Annotated in this window: 16 protein-coding genes; 14 read left to right on the top strand and 2 right to left on the bottom strand. The window is 66.0% G+C overall.

The genetic code is table 11. The annotated features are described in order from the left end of the window. The first annotated feature begins 111 nt into the window (after positions 1 to 111). From tkt to serA, 13 genes are all read left to right on the top strand, one after another. Complete coding sequence (gene tkt, locus M4J39_RS17450) at positions 112 to 2145, top strand: transketolase (protein ID WP_256469792.1); 2034 nt, start codon at positions 112 to 114, stop codon at positions 2143 to 2145. A 146-nt stretch (positions 2146 to 2291) separates the two neighbouring features. After that, positions 2292 to 3302, top strand: coding sequence for a type I glyceraldehyde-3-phosphate dehydrogenase (gap, locus tag M4J39_RS17445; RefSeq protein WP_251729689.1), 1011 nt, complete (start codon positions 2292 to 2294; stop codon positions 3300 to 3302). 168 nt (positions 3303 to 3470) lie between these two features. Next, a complete protein-coding gene (gene pgk, locus M4J39_RS17440) occupies positions 3471 to 4664 on the top strand; it encodes a phosphoglycerate kinase (RefSeq protein WP_251729688.1) in 1194 nt (397 codons plus the stop codon). Positions 4665 to 4781: 117 nt separating this feature from the next. Beyond that, entirely contained in the window at positions 4782 to 5426 is a 645-nt protein-coding gene (locus tag M4J39_RS17435) for a thiamine phosphate synthase (protein ID WP_251729687.1), read from the top strand. Positions 5427 to 5492: 66 nt separating this feature from the next. After that, positions 5493 to 6485, top strand: a complete 993-nt coding sequence (locus M4J39_RS17430) for a tetratricopeptide repeat protein (protein WP_251729686.1) — start codon at positions 5493 to 5495, stop codon at positions 6483 to 6485. A gap of 154 nt (positions 6486 to 6639) precedes the next feature. Then, on the top strand, positions 6640 to 7098 hold the full coding sequence (locus M4J39_RS17425; RefSeq protein ID WP_251729685.1) for a GNAT family N-acetyltransferase: 459 nt from the start codon (positions 6640 to 6642) through the stop codon (positions 7096 to 7098). A 259-nt stretch (positions 7099 to 7357) separates the two neighbouring features. Next, positions 7358 to 8146, top strand: a complete 789-nt coding sequence (locus M4J39_RS17420; RefSeq protein ID WP_251729684.1) for an inositol monophosphatase family protein — start codon at positions 7358 to 7360, stop codon at positions 8144 to 8146. Positions 8147 to 8273: 127 nt separating this feature from the next. Beyond that, positions 8274 to 9275, top strand: coding sequence for a flagellar motor protein MotA (locus M4J39_RS17415; protein ID WP_251729683.1), 1002 nt, complete (start codon positions 8274 to 8276; stop codon positions 9273 to 9275). Positions 9276 to 9288: 13 nt separating this feature from the next. Next, entirely contained in the window at positions 9289 to 10317 is a 1029-nt protein-coding gene (locus tag M4J39_RS17410; RefSeq protein WP_251729682.1) for a peptidoglycan -binding protein, read from the top strand. Positions 10318 to 10444: 127 nt separating this feature from the next. Further along, a complete protein-coding gene (gene glmM, locus M4J39_RS17405) occupies positions 10445 to 11791 on the top strand; it encodes a phosphoglucosamine mutase (RefSeq protein ID WP_251729681.1) in 1347 nt (448 codons plus the stop codon). Between the two features lie 216 nt (positions 11792 to 12007). After that, a complete protein-coding gene (locus M4J39_RS17400) occupies positions 12008 to 12862 on the top strand; it encodes an outer membrane protein (RefSeq protein WP_251729680.1) in 855 nt (284 codons plus the stop codon). A gap of 176 nt (positions 12863 to 13038) precedes the next feature. Next, positions 13039 to 14211, top strand: a complete 1173-nt coding sequence (locus tag M4J39_RS17395; RefSeq protein WP_251729679.1) for a phosphoserine transaminase — start codon at positions 13039 to 13041, stop codon at positions 14209 to 14211. A 210-nt stretch (positions 14212 to 14421) separates the two neighbouring features. Then, complete coding sequence (gene serA / locus M4J39_RS17390; RefSeq protein WP_251729678.1) at positions 14422 to 16008, top strand: phosphoglycerate dehydrogenase; 1587 nt, start codon at positions 14422 to 14424, stop codon at positions 16006 to 16008. A gap of 81 nt (positions 16009 to 16089) precedes the next feature. Here serA and M4J39_RS17385 read toward each other — a convergent pair whose 3' ends face one another. Beyond that, a complete protein-coding gene (locus M4J39_RS17385; RefSeq protein WP_251729677.1) occupies positions 16090 to 16581 on the bottom strand; it encodes an Lrp/AsnC family transcriptional regulator in 492 nt (163 codons plus the stop codon). A gap of 129 nt (positions 16582 to 16710) precedes the next feature. On the opposite strand from M4J39_RS17385, the gene M4J39_RS17380 reads away from it, so the two are divergent. Further along, positions 16711 to 17352, top strand: coding sequence for a LysE family translocator (locus M4J39_RS17380; protein ID WP_251729676.1), 642 nt, complete (start codon positions 16711 to 16713; stop codon positions 17350 to 17352). A 38-nt stretch (positions 17353 to 17390) separates the two neighbouring features. On the opposite strand, the gene M4J39_RS17375 is transcribed toward M4J39_RS17380, so the two are convergent. Further along, entirely contained in the window at positions 17391 to 18029 is a 639-nt protein-coding gene (locus M4J39_RS17375; RefSeq protein ID WP_251729675.1) for a LysE family translocator, read from the bottom strand. Positions 18030 to 18157 lie beyond the last annotated feature (128 nt).

Genomic DNA, 18157 nt, shown 5'->3' with positions numbered 1-18157 from the left:
AAGGGCCCGTCGTCATTGACAGATGATACCGCCCTGCTATTGATCGGCCGCTTTAGCCGAAAGACGTAATGGCGCGTCGTATCTGCCGGAAGATACGTATTTGTCCGTCATTTGGCTTGCCCAAGGAGTTTTCCGGCCAAATCCTGTCAGGAAATAACAATGACTGACTCTGCCCGGTACAAGAATATGGCCAACGCCATCCGCGCTCTTGCGATGGATGCTGTCGAAAAGGCCAAGTCCGGCCACCCCGGCATGCCCATGGGCACCGCGGACATCGCCACTGTTCTTTTCGGCGACGTCATGAAGTTCGACGCCGCCGCCCCCGCCTGGCCCGACCGCGACCGCTTCATTCTGTCGGCCGGCCACGGCTCGATGCTGCTCTACTCCGTCCTCCACCTGATCGGTGTCGAGGACGTCAGCATGGACGATCTCAAGACCTTCCGTCAGTGGGGCTCCAAGTGCGCCGGCCATCCGGAATACGGTTATGCCCAGGGCATCGAGACCACCACCGGTCCGCTCGGCCAGGGCCTTGCCATGTCGGTCGGTTTCGCGCTCGCCGAGCGCATGCTGAACGCTGAGTTCGGCGACGACCTCGTCGACCACCGCACCTACGTGCTGGCCGGCGACGGCTGCCTGATGGAAGGCATCAGCCACGAGGCGATCTCGCTGGCCGGCCACCTCAAGCTCAACAAGCTCGTTCTGATCTGGGACGACAACGGCATTTCAATCGATGGACCCATCTCGGTTTCCGAGAGCGGCGACATCCCGGCCCGCTTCCGCGCCGCTGGCTGGAACACCGACGCCGTCGACGGCCATGACCCCGTCGCCATCCTCGCCGCCCTCGAGCGTGCGAAGAAATCCGACAAGCCTGTTCTGATCGCCGCCAAAACGACCATCGGCTTCGGCGCTCCCAAGAAAGCCGGCACCCATGCCGTTCACGGCGCCCCGCTCGGCGCCGAGGAAATCGCCGGCGCCCGCGAGAAGCTCGGCTGGCCCTACGCGCCCTTCGAGGTTCCCGCCGAGATCCTCGCCGACTGGCGTGCCGCCGGCAAGCGCGCCGCCAAGGACCGCGAGGCCTGGCTTGCCCGCTACAACGCCCTCGACGCCAAGACGCGCGCCGAGTTCGACCGCCGCGTCAAGGGCGACCTGCCGGCCGCCTTCAACGAGGCCATGGCCGCCTACAAGGCCAAGCTGGTCGCCGAACTGCCGAAGGTCGCCTCGCGCAAGGCCTCCGAGATGGCCCTCGAAGTCGTCAACGGCTCCATCCCCGAGATGGCCGGCGGCTCGGCCGACCTCACCGGCTCCAACCTGACCAAGACCAAGGGCCAGGAAGCGGTGAAGGCGCCCGACTACAAGGGCAGCTACATCCACTACGGCATCCGCGAGTTCGGCATGGGCGCCGCCATGAACGGCATCGCCCTGCACGGCGGCTTCATCCCCTACGGCGGCACCTTCCTGGTGTTCTCCGACTACGCCCGTCCGGCCATGCGCCTGTCGGCCCTGATGCACCAGCGCGTCGTCTACGTCATGACCCATGACTCCATCGGTCTTGGCGAAGACGGCCCGACCCATCAGCCGATCGAGCACCTGGCCTCGCTGCGCGCCATTCCGAACATGACGGTCATCCGTCCGGCCGACGCCTACGAGACGGCCGAGGCTTGGGAATTTGCGCTCAACCACAAGAAGGGCCCGACGACCCTGGCGCTGTCGCGTCAGAACCTGCCGGCGGTCCGCTTCGAGGTCAGCGCCGACAACAAGGTCGCCAAGGGCGCCTATGAAGTCGCGGCGGCCGACGGCCGGGCGGAAGTGTCGATCTTCGCCACCGGTTCGGAAGTCGCCATCGCCATCGACGCCAAGAAGCTGCTCGACGCCGCCGGCCATCCGACCCGCGTCGTTTCGGTGCCGAGCTTCGAGAACTTCCGCGCCCAGTCGGACGCCTACCGCGCCGAAGTCATCGGCGGCGCCAAGGTGAAGATCGGCGTCGAAGCCGCCCTGCGCATGGGCTGGGACGAGATCATCGGTTCCGACGGCATCTTCGTCGGCATGACCGGTTTCGGCGCTTCGGCGCCGATCGAGCTGCTCTACGAGAAGTTCGGCATTTCCGCGAGCCGTATCGCCGAGCTCGCCTCGGTCAAGTTGGGTTGACGGCATTGCCCGATGGGGACGGCGGGCCTTCCGCCTTTCCCACCGGGTGAGGAAAGTTGGGGGAAGGTCCGGAACCCGCCGGACTTCCTCCGTTCCAAACGAGGATCGGGCCGAAAGATGCCCGCCTCAGCATCAGGAGACAGACAATGGCAGTAAAGGTCGCCATCAACGGCTTTGGTCGTATCGGTCGTAACGTTCTGCGCGCGATCGTCGAGTCCGGTCGCAAGGACATCGAGGTCGTCGGCATCAACGACCTGGGCCCGGTCGAGACCAACGCCCACCTGATCCGCTTCGACAGCGTTCACGGCCGCTTCCCGCACGAAGTGACCACTGGCGCCGACTGGATCGACGTCGGCACCGGCAAGATCAAGGTCACGGCCATCAAGGATCCGTCGACGCTGCCGTGGGGCGAGCTCGGCGTTGACGTCGCCATGGAATGCACGGGCATCTTCACGGCCAAGGACAAGGCCTCGATGCACCTGACCGCCGGCGCCAAGCGCGTCCTGGTCTCGGCCCCGGCCGACGGCGCCGACCTCACCGTCGTCTACGGCGTCAACCACGACAAGATCACCAAGGACCACATCGTCCTGTCGAACGCCTCGTGCACGACCAACTGCCTCAGCCCGGTCGCCAAGGTGCTCAACGATGTCATCGGCATCGAGAAGGGCTTCATGACGACGATCCACAGCTACACGGGCGATCAGCCGACGCTCGACACGCTGCACAAGGATCTCTACCGCGCCCGCGCTGCCGCCCTCTCGATGATCCCGACCTCCACCGGCGCCGCCAAGGCCGTCGGCCTGGTGCTGCCGGAGCTCAAGGGCAAGCTCGATGGCGTCGCCATCCGCGTGCCGACCCCGAACGTGTCGGTCGTCGACCTGGTCTTCAACGCCAAGCGCGCCACCTCGGTCGCCGAGATCAACGAGGCCATCAAGGCCGCCGCGACCTCCGGTCCGCTGAAGGGCGTCCTCGGCTTCACCGACCAGCCGAACGTGTCGTCCGACTTCAACCACGACAGCCACTCGTCCATCTTCCACCTCGACCAGACCAAGGTCATGGACGGCACCCTCGTCCGTATCCTTTCCTGGTACGACAACGAGTGGGGCTTCTCCAACCGCATGGCCGACACCGCCGTCGCCATCGCCAAGACCCTCTGAGGTCGATCCAACACGATCGAGCCCGCTCTTCGGTCGGCCCCACGGGGCCGTCTCGGGGGGCGGGCTCGACCGCTCCATCCAGCGGCCGACCTGTGGTCCGGTTCCTCGTCGCGCAAGAGCGACAGACACCACCGGCTCCCGGCGGCGCACGAACCTGGGACCAAAGCCATGAGCAGCTTCAAGACCATCGATGACGCCGACGTCGCCGGCAAACGCGCCCTCGTCCGCGTCGACCTGAACGTTCCGATGGAAAATGGCGTCGTCACCGACACCACCCGCATCGATCGTATCGTCCCGACCATTCTCGACCTCGCCAACAAGGGCGCCAAGGTCGTCCTCCTCGCCCACTTCGGCCGCCCGAAGGGCGAGCGCAAGGCCGAGGACAGCCTGAAGCCGATCGTCGCCCCGCTGGCCAAGGCCATCGGCAAGCCGGTCGCCTTCGCCGACGACTGCATCGGCGACGTGGCCGAGAAGGCGGTCGCCGCCCTGTCCAACGGCGAGATCCTGCTGCTCGAGAACACCCGCTACTACAAGGGCGAAGAGAAGAACGACCCGGCGCTGGTCGACGCGCTCGCCAAGCTCGGCGACATCTACGTCAACGACGCCTTCTCGGCCGCCCACCGCGCCCACGCCACCACCGAAGGCCTGGCCCACAAGCTCCCGGCCTATGCCGGCCGCACCATGCAGGCCGAGCTGACCGCCCTCGGCGCCGCCCTCGGCACGCCGAAACGTCCGGTGCTCGCCGTCGTCGGCGGCGCCAAGGTGTCGACCAAGATCGACCTGCTCGAAAACCTCGTCGCCAAGGTCGACATCCTGGTGATCGGTGGCGGCATGGCCAACACCTTCCTGGCCGCCCAGGGCGTCAACGTCGGCAAGTCGCTCTGCGAGCACGACCTCGCCGAGACCGCCAAGCGCATCCTGGCCAAGGCCAAGGAAACCAAGTGCGAGATCGTCCTGCCGGTCGACGCCGTCGTCGCCCGTGAGTTCAAGGCCGGCGCCGCCAACGAGGTCGTGTCCGTCAACGCCGTTCCGGCCGACGCCATGATCCTCGACGCCGGTCCGAAGTCGATCGACGCCGTCAAGGCCGCCATCGACAAGGCCCAGACGCTGGTCTGGAACGGCCCGCTCGGCGCCTTCGAGATCGAGCCCTTCGACAAGGCCACCGTTGCCGCCGCCCAGTATGCCGCCTCCGCCACCAAGGCCGGCAAGCTCCTGACGGTCGCCGGTGGTGGCGACACCGTCTCGGCGCTCAACCACGCCGGCGCCGCCGAAGCCTTCACCTACATCTCGACGGCCGGCGGTGCCTTCCTCGAGTGGATGGAAGGCAAGGAGCTGCCGGGCGTCAAGGCGCTCGAAGGCTGAGGCCCCGCGGCTTCGGGAGTTCAGCCGGGACTAACTAGTTTTTGTTGAGCTCCTTTGTGATATGAAGCGCCCCGTGCCCCTTTCCGGGCACGGGGTTTTTTGTTGCCGGAGGTTTCCTTGCGCGCCCGCCTGTTCCTGATCACGCCCCGCGTCGTCGATGTCGCCGCCCTTGCGCCCCAGCTCGAAGCGGCGCTGGCCGCCGGCGACGTCGCCTCGCTGCTGATCGCCCCCGATGCCGCCACGGAGAACGAACTTCAGGCCATCGCCGAAGTGCTGGTGCCGATCGCCCAGAAGCACGACGTCGCCGCGCTCGTCCTCGGCAACAGCCGCGTCATGGGCCGCGCCCGCGCCGACGGCATCCACATTGAAGCCGGCGAAGAGGCGCTGAAGGAAGCGGTCGAGGCCTTGCAGCCGAAATCCATCGTCGGCGCGGGCAACCTGCGCGCCCGTCATGAGGCGATGGAGGCCGGCGAGGCCGGGGCCGACTACATCTTCTTCGGCCTGCTCGACCTTGAGGAAGGCGAGGATGCACACCGCAAGACCATCGACCTCGGCGCCTGGTGGGCCGAACTGTTCGAGCCGCCCTGCGTGCTGCTGTCCGGCCGATCCATGGCGTCCGTCGAGACCTGCGCCCGCACCGGTGCCGACTTTGTCGCCGTCCGAACCGCCATTTGGGAGCACCCCGACGGACCGGCCGCCGCCATCGCCGAGGCCAACGCCATCCTCGACCGCGTCGCGCTCGAATCGCCAGACGCCGAGTAGTCGCCGCATTGCCGGCCAACTTGGCCGGTAACCCTGCCGCACGTTTCCAGCCGAGCCGAGACTGCGATGCCGATGCCGCCTGAAATCCGCGCCGCCTGCCTAGCCGCCGCGTTCGGCCTTTCGGTTCTTGCCGCCCCGGTTGTCGCCGCCGAAACCGCGCCGACCCCGCCGAAGCCGCCGTCGACCGAAGCCGCCGTTCCGGACCTGTTGGCCTCGCTGCCCGACAACGACAAGATCGACTATGCCTTCGGCGCCTTCCAGCGCGGCTACTACCTCACCGCCTTCGAGATCGCCGTCGAGCGCGCCAAGCTCGGCGACGCCAAGGCGCAGAGCCTGATCGGCTACCTCTATGCCAACGGGCTCGGCCTGCCGAAAAAGCCCGAGGAAGCGATCATCTGGTACCAGCTCGCCGCCAGGAACGGCGATCCGCAAGCGCTCGTCGAACTCGCCAACCTCGCCGCGCTCGGCGTCGGCATGCCGGTCGACAAGAAGAAGGCGGCCACCTATCTGGAGGAAGCGCTCGGCAAGGGTGTCGTCGAGGCCAACTACTGGCTGGGCCTCCTCTGCATCGACCCATCGTCGGGCATTCTCGACTACGCCCGCGCCGCCGCCCTGTTCAGGGCCGCGGCCGACGAGGGCAACGTCGACGCCACCTACGCCCTCGCCGCGCTCTTCCGCGAGGGACAGGGCGTTGTGAAGAACGAAGCGGAGGCCGCCCGGCTGATGGGCGAGGCGGCGCGCGAGGGCCATATCGCCGCCCAGGTCGAATACGCCATCATGATGTTCAACGGCACCGGCGTCGCCCGCGACCAGAAAACCGCCGCGGCCTGGTTCAAGGTGGCAGCGGAAGCCGGCAACCCCGTCGCCCAGAGCCGCCTTGCCCGCCTTTACGCCAGCGGTGAAGGCGTGCCGCGTGATCTGGACAAGGCCCGCCAGTGGAATGGCTATGCCAGGCGTGCCGGCCTTGTCGACGACTGGCTCGAACAGCAACTGTCGGCTGAGGCACAAAAGACGGCGGAGAAGCCACCTGCCCTGCCCGGCGTCGATGCCGGAAACTGACGGCGGGCGATCGTTGAAGCCGAGGAACGCCTGTTGTATCCTCGCGCCCAACAGAAGGAGATTGATGCGCAGAGACCTCAGTTGAACCCGCCGAAGGCGGTTTTCGTAGCGCCCGTGTCGGCGCAGTCTTTGTTGCATTCTCTCCGGAAACATCATGAAAATCGAAAGTCTGACGATCCGCGCCTATGACGAGGCCAAGGATCTCCACGCGCTCTCGACCATCTGGTTCGAAGCCTCACGCCTCGCGCACGCCTTCATCGGCGAGCAGCGTTTGGGCGAGCAACGCATCCTCATCGAGGAGAAGTATCTTCCCAACGCCGAGACCTGGGTCGCGTGTCTCGAAGGCGCCCCCGTCGGCTTCATCAGCCTGCTCGGCAACTTCGTTGGCGGCCTGTTCGTCGCGTCGAACCGGCAAGGCCACGGCATCGGGCGAGCCCTCATCGCCCACGCGCTGGCTCTCAAGGGCGAACTCGAACTGGAAGTCTACACCGACAACACCCAGGCCGTCCGCTTCTACAGAAGCCTGGGTTTCGCCGAAATGTCCCGCCGGGCCGAGGACGACGAGGGACAGCCGTTCGAAAACGCCCACATGCGCCTGACGCGCTGGCAATAGATCGCCCCCCGGAAGTCGCCACCGGCGGCTTCCGGCACCAAGGGGCGCCGCGCGGAGCGGCCTTCGAGACACGAAGCGTCTCGAAGGCGTCTAGCGGAGCGGAAGCCTAAGGGCCGGAGGCCCGCCGGCGACTGAGGCAGGCAACAAACAAGCCCGAACCCGGCAATCGCTTTTAAGCGAATACCGGGTTAGGGCTTGCGCTCGGCGGCGGTTTGTGATGGCTACGCAGCCAACGTTTTTCCTGAAGGATCTCCCCAAAATGGCTCGTTCCGCCCTCCTCAACGTCATGGTCCAGGCCGTCCGCAAGGCCGGACGCGGTCTAGCCCGCGATTTCGGCGAGGTCGAGAACCTGCAGGTGTCGATGAAAGGCCCGGGCGATTTCGTCTCGGCCGCCGACAAGCGTTCGGAGCAGACGCTGTTCGAGGAGCTGAAGCGGGTGCGTCCCACCTACGGCTTCCTGATGGAAGAGCGCGGCGAGGTGGCCGGCGAGGACGAGCAGCACCGCTGGGTGGTCGACCCGCTCGACGGCACGGCCAACTTCCTGCACTCGATCCCGATCTTCTCCATCTCGGTGGCGCTTGAGCGCAACGGCGTTCCCATCGCCGGCGTGGTGTTCAACCCGGCCACCGACGAACTCTACACCGCCGAGCGCGGGGCCGGCGCCTTCGTCAACGACCGCCGCCTGCGCGTCTCCGCCCGCCGCGACATGCCCGACTGCGTCATCGGCACCGGCGTGCCGCATCTCGGCCGCGGCAACCACCCGCGCTATCTCAACGAACTCAGGCAGGTGATGGCCAACTGCGCCGGCATCCGTCGCCTCGGTTCGGCAGCCCTCGACCTCTGCTACGTCGCGGCCGGCAAGCTCGACGGCTTCTGGGAAGACGACCTCAACCCGTGGGATACGTCGGCCGGCTGGCTGATGATCAAGGAGGCCGGCGGCTTCATCACCGACAAGGCCGGCAAGGACGACATGCACGCCTCCCGCACGCTGGTGGCCGGCAACGAGGCGATCCACGCCCAGCTTCTCGCCACGCTCAAGAAGGCCTGACGGCGCAGCATGATCCGAGCCAAGTGGCTTCCCCCGAAAAATTCGGGGGAACCGCCCGTACGCCTTGCTCTTTCTGCCTTAAATCGCGTTTACTATGCCGCGATCAGAGAGAGCAAGCGATAGAGCCATGGCCAAAGACGCGTCCGGTATAAAGCTCACCAGCCCCCAGGTGTACCTCTGGCGGATGGCGGTGTTCCTGGTCATCGCGGCCTTCGTCGGCCTCCTGCTGTCACGGCAGCTCAAGACCGCCTTCATGGCCAATCCCGGCCTCAACGGCCTGATCTTCTCGGTGGCGCTGGTCGGCATCCTGCTGATCTTCCGCCAGGTGATCCGCCTGTTCCCCGAGGTCCGCTGGGTCAACTCCTACCGCTACGGCGAGCCCGGCCTCGAAGTGCGCAAGCAGCCGGTGCTGCTCGCGCCCATGGCGACGCTGCTGGGCGACAGGCTGGGCCAGCGGGCGATTTCCGCCTCGGCCATGCGCTCGCTGCTCGAATCGATCGCCACCCGCCTTGACGAGGCGCGCGACATCTCGCGCTACATGACCGGCCTCCTGGTGTTCCTCGGCCTGCTTGGCACATTCTACGGCCTGATCTCCACCGTGAACTCGGTCGGCTCCACCATCCAGAACCTCGACGTCGGCTCAGGCACAGCCAGCGTCATTTTCGAGGACCTGAAGAGCGGCCTGCAGGCGCCTCTCTCCGGCATGGGCACCGCGTTCTCGTCCTCACTGTTCGGCCTCGCCGGCTCGTTGATCGTCGGCTTCCTCGACCTTCAGGCGGGACAGGCGCAGAACCGTTTCTACCTCGACCTCGAAGACTGGCTGTCCACCCAGGCCGAGCTCGATTCGGCCGGCGACGTCGGCGCCAGCATCCGCGACGCCAAGAACCTCGACGATCTCCGGGGCGCCCTCGAACACCTCTCCAAGCAGATCCACGAGGGTGGGTCCGGCGGTCGGTCCAGCCAGGCGATGGCCAATCTTGCCGAAGGCATTCAGGGTCTCGTCCAGCACATGCGCGCCGAACAGCAGCTGGTGCGCGCCTGGGCCGAGAGCCAGGGCGAGCAGCAAAAGGAAATCCGCCGGTTGCTCGAACTCTTGACCGGCGCCGTCGAGCGGTCGGAACGCGGCTGAACGGAGTTCTTTCATGGCCCTCGGACGCCGCAGGTTTTCGACCCAGCAGGACTACTGGCCGGCTTTCGTCGACATGCTCACCACGCTGGTGCTGTCGATCATCTTCCTGCTGTCCGTCTTCTCGCTGGCCCAGTTCTTCCTGAGCCAGCAGATCACCGACAAGGACACCGTGCTCGGCCGCCTCAACGCCCAGATCGCCGAGTTGACCGAACTGCTCGCCATGGAGCGCGCCTCCAACCGCGACCTGCAGGACAACGTGTCGCTCCTGGAATCGAACCTCCGGGACGCACTGGCCGCTCGCGACAGCCTTCAGGGCCTGATCGCCAACCAGTCGGGCGCCGCCGACGCCGCCGACAGCAAGGTCCAGTCGCTGACCTCCCAGCTTTCCGACGAGAAGCGCGTCAGCCAGCGGGCGCTGGCCCAGGTCGAGCTGCTCAACCAGCAGATCGCCGCGCTCCGCCGCCAGATCGCCGCCCTTGAGGATGCCCTCGACGCGTCCGAGTCGCGCGACAGGGAAAGCTCGGCCAAGATCGCCGACCTCGGCCGCCGCCTCAACGTGGCGCTGGCCCAGCGGGTTCAGGAACTGGCCCGCTACCGGTCCGACTTCTTCGGGCGCCTCAGGGAAATCCTGTCGCAGCGGTCCGACATCCGCGTCGTCGGTGACCGCTTCGTCTTCCAGTCGGAGGTGCTGTTCGATTCCGGCAACGACGAGATCAACCCCGCCGGCCAGGGCGAACTCGACAAGCTGGCCGAGGCGGTGCTGCAGCTCGAAGGGCAGATCCCGCCGGAAATCGCCTGGGTGTTGCGCGTCGACGGCCATACCGACGCCCGGCCGCTCTCGGGCACCGGCCGCTTCCGCGACAACTGGGAGCTCTCGTCCGCCCGCGCCATATCCGTGGTCAAATACCTGATCAGCAAGGGCATCTCGCCGAACCATCTGGTGGCCGCCGGCTTCGGCGAGTTCCAGCCGCTCGAAGAAGGCAACAGCGAGGAAGCCAACGCCAAGAACCGGCGCATCGAGCTGAAACTGACCGAGCGCTGACGCCAAGCCGTAACAGTCGTTCACAATTTTTGACTCTTTGCCGTTCACCGGCCGTTTATCATCCGGGCCGCAGATAAGAGCGAGGCGCCCGAGAGCGGCGCAGGACTGGAAAGCGCGGACGAACGACATGGCACGCAGATTTTTCGGAACCGACGGCATCCGCGGCACGGCGAACACCTGGCCCATCACCCCTGAAATCGCCCTCAAGGTCGGCATGGCCGCCGGCCTCGCCTTCCATCGCGGCGACCATCGCCATCGCGTCGTCATCGGCAAGGACACCCGCCTCTCCGGCTACATGATCGAGCCGGCGCTGACCGCCGGCTTCACCGCCGTCGGCGTCGACGTCTTCCTGACCGGCCCGGTGCCGACGCCGGCCGTCGCCATGCTGACGCGCAGCCTCAGGGCCGACCTCGGCGTGATGATCTCCGCCTCGCACAACCCCTTCGCCGACAACGGCATCAAACTGTTCGGACCCGACGGCTACAAGCTCAGCGACGAGGTGGAGCTGGCCATCGAGGAGATGCTGGACGGTGACTTCACCGGCCGCCTCGCCGCCCCCGCCGATCTCGGCCGCGCCAAGCGCGTCGACGGCGAGCGCGCCCGCTACGTCGAATCCGCCAAGCGCACGCTCAGCCGCCACATCTCTTTCGAAGGCCTGCGCGTCGTGGTCGACTGCGCCAACGGCGCCGCCTACAAGGTCGCCCCGGAAGTGCTCTGGGAGCTTGGCGCCGAAGTGGTGGCGCTCGGCGTCGATCCCAACGGCCTCAACATCAACCGCGACTGCGGTTCCACCAGCCTCGCCGCCATCACCGAGAAGGTGCGCGAGGTCCGGGCCGACATCGGCATCGCGCTCGATGGCGACGCCGACCGCGTCATCATCATCGACGAGAAGGGCCAGGTGGTCGACGGCGACCAGCTGATGGCCGTCGTCGCCGCCTCGTTCAAGGACGACGGCCGCCTCGCCCGGCCGGGCATCGTCGCCACCGTCATGTCCAACCTCGGCCTTGAGCGCTATCTCCAGGGCATCGGCCTCGAGCTCGTCCGCACCAAGGTCGGCGACCGCTACGTCGTCGAGGCCATGCGGGCCGGCGGCTACAACGTCGGCGGCGAACAGTCCGGCCATATCGTGCTCTCCGACTACGCCACCACCGGCGACGGTCTGGTCGCCGCCTTGCAGGTGCTGGCCGTCGTCAAGGCCTCCGGCAAGCCGGTGAGCGAGGTCTGCCACCGTTTCGATCCAGTGCCGCAACTCTTGAAGAACGTTCGCTTCAAGGGCGGCAAGCCGCTGGAGGACGAAGGCGTCAAGGCGGCGATCATTGCCGCCGAGGGTCGGCTCGGCGCCGGCGGCCGCATCCTTGTTCGCGCCTCCGGCACCGAGCCTCTGATCCGCGTCATGGGCGAAGGCGATAACGCCGATCTCGTCGCGGCGGCCGTTGGCGACATCGTCGACGCCATCGGCAACGTCGCCGCCTGATCCTCGTCCCAGACACTTCGAAAAACGCCCCGGCCGCTCGACGCGACCGGGGCGTTTTCGTCGGATTCATCCACCGACTGATCTTTTTCATCGATCATCAAGGTTAAGCAACGTAGTTAAGTCGAGATTAACCGACTTGCCCTAAAAATCCCTCTCAAAGCGATGATGAACGGCGGCTCCCGCCTGGCGATCATGCTTTAGCGGAAGGATCATCCCATGCGCAGTCTCACAATCAACCTTTCACTGGCCGTGGCTGCGACATTCGGCCTCTCGGCCTTCGCCGGGGTCGCCCGAGCGGCCGACATGCCGGTGGAATATCCGCCGATCATCGAAGCGCCCGAACCGATGCCTCTGGCCGCCGTCGGCGGTTGGTATCTCCGCGGCGACATCGGCTACAAGCTCTATGAGAAGCCCAAGGGCTCGATCGGCAACACCCGGTGGGGCGGCTATGACGACGGCAACGACAACGGTGGCGTACCCGACACCTGGCCGTACACCACCGGCGGTCATGACCAGATGATCAACGAGAAGATGCTCGGTGCGTTGGATATCGGCGTCGGCGCGGGCTACAAGTTCAACGATTACCTCCGGGCAGACGTAGTGCTCGACTACGAGACGCCGGCCAAGTTCAAGGGCTCGATCTGGTGTCAGGACGCAGGCACCTGTGCGACCGGAGCCTACATCGGCAGCGAGAGCGTCAAGATCGAAGCCTATAGCGCGCTTGCCAACGTCTACGCCGATCTCGGCAACTTCCATGGCGTGATTCCCTACATCGGCGGCGGCATCGGTGCGTCCTACCTTCGCACCAGCGACGTCCAGAGTGCGGCCAAGGGGCTCGACGGCAACAGCCCGAAGGGCGACGGCAAGTGGAACTTCGCTTGGGCGTTGATGGCCGGCGTGGAATATCCGATCAGCGACCGCCTCAGCGTCGACCTCGGCTACCGTTACCTGAACCTCGGCGACGCCCAGACCGCCTCCGTCACGGACGCGCAAGGTGTTTCGTCCCGCATGAAGTACGAGGACATCACCGCCCACGAGGTGCGTGTCGGTCTGCGCTACTACCTCAACTGAACCCAAACGAACCGGTCTGAAGCAAGCGGCGGGGCTCATGTCCCGCCGCTTGTCTTTTTGGCAACACCTTTGGTCGAGCCATTGAGGCCCGACTTGACGGCGCATAGCCTTTCCGATAGCTCAGGCGGCGGGACACTCCTCCCCACCGAGGAGCGCCTATCTGAAAGGATAGTTACATGACTGACGCGACCGCCGCGCCGGCTCTCAAGCCGGCTAATCCCCGTTTTTCCTCCGGCCCCTGCGCCAAGCGCCCAGGTTGGACCGTCGAGGCCCTCTCGGGAGCGCCGGTCGGCCGCTCCCATCGCGCCAAGATCGGCAAGACCAAGCTCGCCGAGGCGATCGACCTCACCCGCAAGGTGCTGCGCGTTCCCGCCGATTACCGCATCGGCATCGTCCCCGCCTCCGATACCGGCGCCGTTGAAATGGCGCTGTGGTCGCTGCTCGGCCAGCGCCCGGTCGACATGCTGGCCTGGGAGTCCTTCGGCTCCGGCTGGGTGACCGACGTCGTCAAGCAATTGAAGCTCGATGCCCGCGTCCTCGAAGCGCCCTATGGCGACATCGTCGACTTCGCCAAGGTCGACTTCGACCGCGACGTGGTGTTCACCTGGAACGGCACCACCTCCGGCGTGCGCGTGCCGAATGGCGACGCGATCCCGGCGAACCGCCAGGGCCTCACCATCTGCGACGCCACGTCCGCCGCCTTCGCGCAGCCCCTGCCCTTCGACAAGCTCGACGTCGTCACCTTCTCCTGGCAGAAGGTTCTTGGCGGCGAAGGCGGCCACGGAATGCTGATCCTCTCCCCGCGCGCCGTCGAGCGCCTGGAGAGCTACAAGCCGGCCTGGCCGCTGCCGAAGATCTTCCGCCTCACCTCGGGCGGCAAGCTGATTGAAGGCATCTTCAAGGGCGACACCATCAACACGCCCTCGATGATCTGCGTCGAGGACTACATCGACGCGCTGAAATGGGCCGACGCCATCGGCGGCCTCGACGCGCTGATCGCCCGCGCCGACGCCAACACCAAGGCCATCGCCGACTGGGTCGCCAGGACGCCGGCCGTCGCCTTCCTGGCCAAGACCGAAGCGATCCGCTCCAATACGTCGGTGTGCCTCTCCTTCGTCCACCCCGAGGTGGCAGCCCTCGACGTCGCTGGCCAGCAGGCCTTCGTCAAGACGCTGACCGGCCTTCTGGAGAAGGAAGGCGTCGCCTTCGACATCGCCTCCTACCGCGATGCCCCTCCGGGCCTCCGCATCTGGTGCGGCGCCACCGTCGAGACGTCCGACGTCACCGCCCTGACGCCGTGGATCGACTGGGCCTTTGCCAAGGCGCTGGCCGGCCTGAAGGCTGCCTGACGGATAGTTGCCGGAGAGGGAACGAAGCCTTCGGCCCACCCCTCTCCCTGTCCCTCCCCCACAAGGGGGGAGGGGACCCAAATGATCCAGCGTCGCGCCCCATAACTTATGATTTGCGCCCAAACCGCGTCCCCTCCCCCCTTGTGGGGGAGGGATAGGGAGAGGGGTAAGCGACGAAGCCACTTCACGCTGTCTCAGGAGAGTATTCTCATGGCTCCTCGCGTTCTCATTTCCGACAAGCTGTCCGCCACCGCCGTCCAGATCTTCAAGGACCACGGCGTCGAGGTCGACTACCAGCCCGATCTCGGCAAGGACAAGGAAAAGCTGGCCGAGATCATCGGCAACTACGACGGCCTCGCCATCCGCTCGACCACCAAGGTCACCGAGAAACTCTTGGCCAACGCCAAGAACCTCAAGGTGATCGGCCGCGCCGGCATCGGCGTCGACAACGTCGACGTGCCCGCCGCCACGGCGCGCGGCGTCATCGTCATGAACACGCCCTTCGGCAACTCGATCACCACCGCCGAGCACGCCATCGCCCTGATGTTCGCCCTCGCCCGCGAGCTTCCCGAGGCCAACGCCTCGACGCACGCCGGCAAGTGGGAAAAGAACCGCTTCATGGGTGTCGAGCTGACCAACAAGACGCTCGGCGTCATCGGCTGCGGCAACATCGGCTCCATCGTCGCCGACCGCGCCGTCGCCCTCAAGATGCGCGTCATCGCCTACGATCCGTTCCTGTCGAACGAGCGCGCCGTCGAACTCGGCGTCGAGAAGGTCGAGCTCGACGAGCTGTTCCGCCGCTCCGACTTCATCACGCTGCATGTGCCGCTGATCGAGAAGACGCGCAACATCATCGACATCTCCGCCATCCTGAAGATGAAGAAGGGCGTGCGCATCATCAACTGCGCCCGTGGCGGCCTGATCGTCGAGGCCGACCTCAAGGCCGCCCTCGATTCCGGCCATGTCGCCGGCGCCGCCCTTGACGTGTTCGAGACCGAGCCGGCCACCGCCCATCCGCTGTTTGGCCACCCCAAGGTGGTCTGCACGCCGCATCTCGGCGCCTCCACCACGGAAGCGCAGGAGAACGTCGCCCTGCAGGTCGCCGAGCAGATGTCGGACTACCTGATGAAGGGCGCCGTCTCCAACGCCCTCAACATGCCGTCGATCACCGCCGAGGAAGCGCCGCGCCTCACCCCGTTCGTCAAGCTCGCCGAGCTCCTGGGCTCGTTTGCCGGCCAGCTCACCGAGACCGGCCTCAAGTCGATCCGCATCGAGTATGAAGGCGAAGTCGCCGGCATGAACATCCGCGCGCTCAGCGCCGCCGCGATCACCGGCGTGCTGAAGCCGCTGCTGCAGTCGGTCAACATGGTGTCGGCGCCGGTGATGGCCAAGGAACGCGGCATCGCCGTCGCCGAGGTCCGCAACAACGCTTCGGCCAACTTCGAGAGCCTGATCCGCCTGACGCTGACCACCGACCGTCAGGAGCGCTCGATCGCCGGCACCGTCTTCGCCGACGGCCACCCGCGCATCGTCGAGATCAAGGGCATCAAGATGGACGCCGAGTTCGCGCCGTCGATGATCTACGTCACCAACGAGGACAAGCCGGGCTTCATCGGCAAGTTCGCCGGCATTCTCGGTGACGCCGGCATCAACATCGCCACCTTCGCCCTCGGCCGCCTGGAACAGGGTGCCGACGCCATCTGTCTGGTCGAGGTGGACGGCGACGTGCCGGCCGACGTGCTGGACAAGGTCAAGGCCATCCCGGTGGTCCGCCAGGTCAAGGCCCTGAAGTTCTGATCATTCGGAAAAGGCGATGACACAGGAAAGGGCGTCCGGCAGGGCGCCCTTTTGCCATTTCAGGGTCGTCGCGCTGTCGTTTCACGCATCCTCGTCCGGCAGATGATCCAGCGGCAGTGACGCCTGTGCCTTCACGGTCTGGATAGCGAAATTGCTGCGGATGTCGCTGACCCCTGGCAGCTTGAGAAGCGTGCCGAGCAGGAAGCGCTCGTAGGCGGCGAGATTGGGCAGGACGACCTGCAACAGGAAATCGGACTCTCCCGAGACCAGATGGCAGGAGACGACCTCAGGCAATGCGCGCACGGCTTCCGTGAAGGCCGCTGCCGAGTCGTCGTGATGGCGCTCGACCTTGATCCCGACGAAGACCGTCAGGTCGAGCCCGACGCCACCGCGATCCAGAGTGGCATGATAGCCACCGATCACGCCGGCTTTCTCCAGAATCCGGACCCGACGCAGACACGGCGATGGCGACAGTCCGACCTCCTCGGCCAGCTCCACGTTGGTGAGACGGGCGTCCCTCTGGAGCGCGGCCAGAATCCGACGGTCAATGGCGTCAAGCTTCATCGTTGGCATATTCAGGCAGCTCCAGCCCCTTCTCTTGGCACAACATGCTAATCCGAGGTCCGATCGAAGCGCAACACGCAAGGACATGCCCCGACCTCAAGCGCTAGCTTTCAAACAAGCAAGAGCGAGGAAGACCGCATGGGCATGACCGATTTCTGGATGTTCGCCGGCGCGCTCGCCGTCGCCTATCTCGTTCCCGGACCGGACATGGTGCTGGTGTTGCAGACCGGCCTGCTTAAGGGCAGACCGCAGGCCCTTGCCGTGGCAGCGGGGCTAGCCGCCGCCCGCGCAACCCACGTGCTCTTGGCGGCGGCCGGATTGGCGGCGCTTCTCAACACGGTGCCCGCCGCCTTCGAAGTCGTGCGTTTTGCCGGAGCGGCCTATCTCGTGTGGCTCGGCCTCGCCATCCTCAGGACTTCATCCTCTCCGCCGGAAGATCCCGCCCCCCGGACGAACGATCGCCGGCAATCCTGGTCGAGCGCCATGCTTCGCGGCTTGCTGACCAATCTTCTCAATCCCAAGGCGCTGCTGTTCTGCTCGGTTCTGTTGCCGCAGTTCGTCCGACCGGACAATGGAAGCGTGGCGCTGCAGTTCGCGGTGCTCGGAGCGATTCTCGTTGCCATCGGCGTCATGTTCGACGTCGTCTATGCCGGCGCCGGATCGACGCTCAGCCGGTGGGCCGGACGTCATCCGCTGGCGCAGTTCGTCCAGCGCTGGACCTTCGCCGCGTTTCTGATCGGCTTCGGCCTGCGTCTCACCCTGTCGCAACGGCCGGTGTGAAGCTGCCAGAGCAAGCCCGCCAAACCGAACGACCGGAATCAGGCAGCTGCCCGCTTCCAACCCACGGCGAGGAAGCCGGCGCCGATCATCAGAGAACCGCCAACGCGGTTGACCAGCCGCTGGACGCGCGGCTTGCGGATCGTCTTGCGAGCCATGGAAGCCAACAGGCCGTAGGCCGCGGCGTTGGCCGCAGCCAGCACGAGGAAAGTCGCCTCGAAGACGGCCATCTGGAGGCTGACCGGCTCGTTGCGGTTCAGGAACTGCGGCAGGAACGCCACGAAGAAGATGATGCTTTTCGGGTTAAGGGCGGTGACGGCATAGGCGTGAAGGAAGATGCGGAGCGGCCGCTCCTTCTCGGTCGGCGCTGCCTCTGCCGAAGCATCGACACGTGCCACCGGCGCGCGCCAGAGCTTGATGCCGAGATAGATCAGGTAGGCCGCCCCGATCCATTTCAAGACGACGAACAAGGTGGCGGACGCGACGAGAAGCGCGCCGAGGCCGAGCATCGAGGCGGTCATCGCGGTGAAGTCGCCGAGGGCGACACCCGTCACCGTCGCCACGGCGGCGCGTTTGCCATGACCGAGCGCGTAGGAAATCACCAGAAGAACGGTCGGTCCCGGGATGGCCAGCAGGACCGCCGATGCCGCGACGAAAGCCAGCCAGAGTTCGATGGACATGCTCATGCTCCAAGCTACCAGAACATCGAGCAATTCACAGGATCGGCTATAAGGCAAGCGCGCAGGTCAGGTTTTCTTGGTGGCTTCTGGTCCGCCACACAACAAGCCGCAAAGCGGCTTCCGGCGCC

The sequence above is a fragment of the Pleomorphomonas sp. NRK KF1 genome (genome assembly GCF_023721755.1).
Taxonomy (GTDB): domain Bacteria; phylum Pseudomonadota; class Alphaproteobacteria; order Rhizobiales; family Pleomorphomonadaceae; genus Pleomorphomonas.
This window is presented reverse-complemented; position numbering and strand designations above follow the sequence as displayed.

Excerpts from the sequence above, each read along its gene's own strand:
- gap (WP_251729689.1), top strand. The coding sequence starts at position 2,292 with ATGGCAGTAAAGGTCGCCATCAACGGCTTTGGTCGTATCGGTCGTAAC.
- M4J39_RS17425 (WP_251729685.1), top strand. The coding sequence starts at position 6,640 with ATGAAAATCGAAAGTCTGACGATCCGCGCCTATGACGAGGCCAAGGAT.
- M4J39_RS17375 (WP_251729675.1), bottom strand. The coding sequence starts at position 18,029 with ATGTCCATCGAACTCTGGCTGGCTTTCGTCGCGGCATCGGCGGTCCTG.
- pgk (WP_251729688.1), top strand. The coding sequence starts at position 3,471 with ATGAGCAGCTTCAAGACCATCGATGACGCCGACGTCGCCGGCAAACGC.
- M4J39_RS17420 (WP_251729684.1), top strand. The coding sequence starts at position 7,358 with ATGGCTCGTTCCGCCCTCCTCAACGTCATGGTCCAGGCCGTCCGCAAG.
- M4J39_RS17400 (WP_251729680.1), top strand. The coding sequence starts at position 12,008 with ATGCGCAGTCTCACAATCAACCTTTCACTGGCCGTGGCTGCGACATTC.
- serA (WP_251729678.1), top strand. The coding sequence starts at position 14,422 with ATGGCTCCTCGCGTTCTCATTTCCGACAAGCTGTCCGCCACCGCCGTC.
- M4J39_RS17410 (WP_251729682.1), top strand. The coding sequence starts at position 9,289 with ATGGCCCTCGGACGCCGCAGGTTTTCGACCCAGCAGGACTACTGGCCG.
- M4J39_RS17385 (WP_251729677.1), bottom strand. The coding sequence starts at position 16,581 with ATGCCAACGATGAAGCTTGACGCCATTGACCGTCGGATTCTGGCCGCG.
- M4J39_RS17415 (WP_251729683.1), top strand. The coding sequence starts at position 8,274 with ATGGCCAAAGACGCGTCCGGTATAAAGCTCACCAGCCCCCAGGTGTAC.
- glmM (WP_251729681.1), top strand. The coding sequence starts at position 10,445 with ATGGCACGCAGATTTTTCGGAACCGACGGCATCCGCGGCACGGCGAAC.
- M4J39_RS17395 (WP_251729679.1), top strand. The coding sequence starts at position 13,039 with ATGACTGACGCGACCGCCGCGCCGGCTCTCAAGCCGGCTAATCCCCGT.
- M4J39_RS17430 (WP_251729686.1), top strand. The coding sequence starts at position 5,493 with ATGCCGATGCCGCCTGAAATCCGCGCCGCCTGCCTAGCCGCCGCGTTC.
- M4J39_RS17380 (WP_251729676.1), top strand. The coding sequence starts at position 16,711 with ATGGGCATGACCGATTTCTGGATGTTCGCCGGCGCGCTCGCCGTCGCC.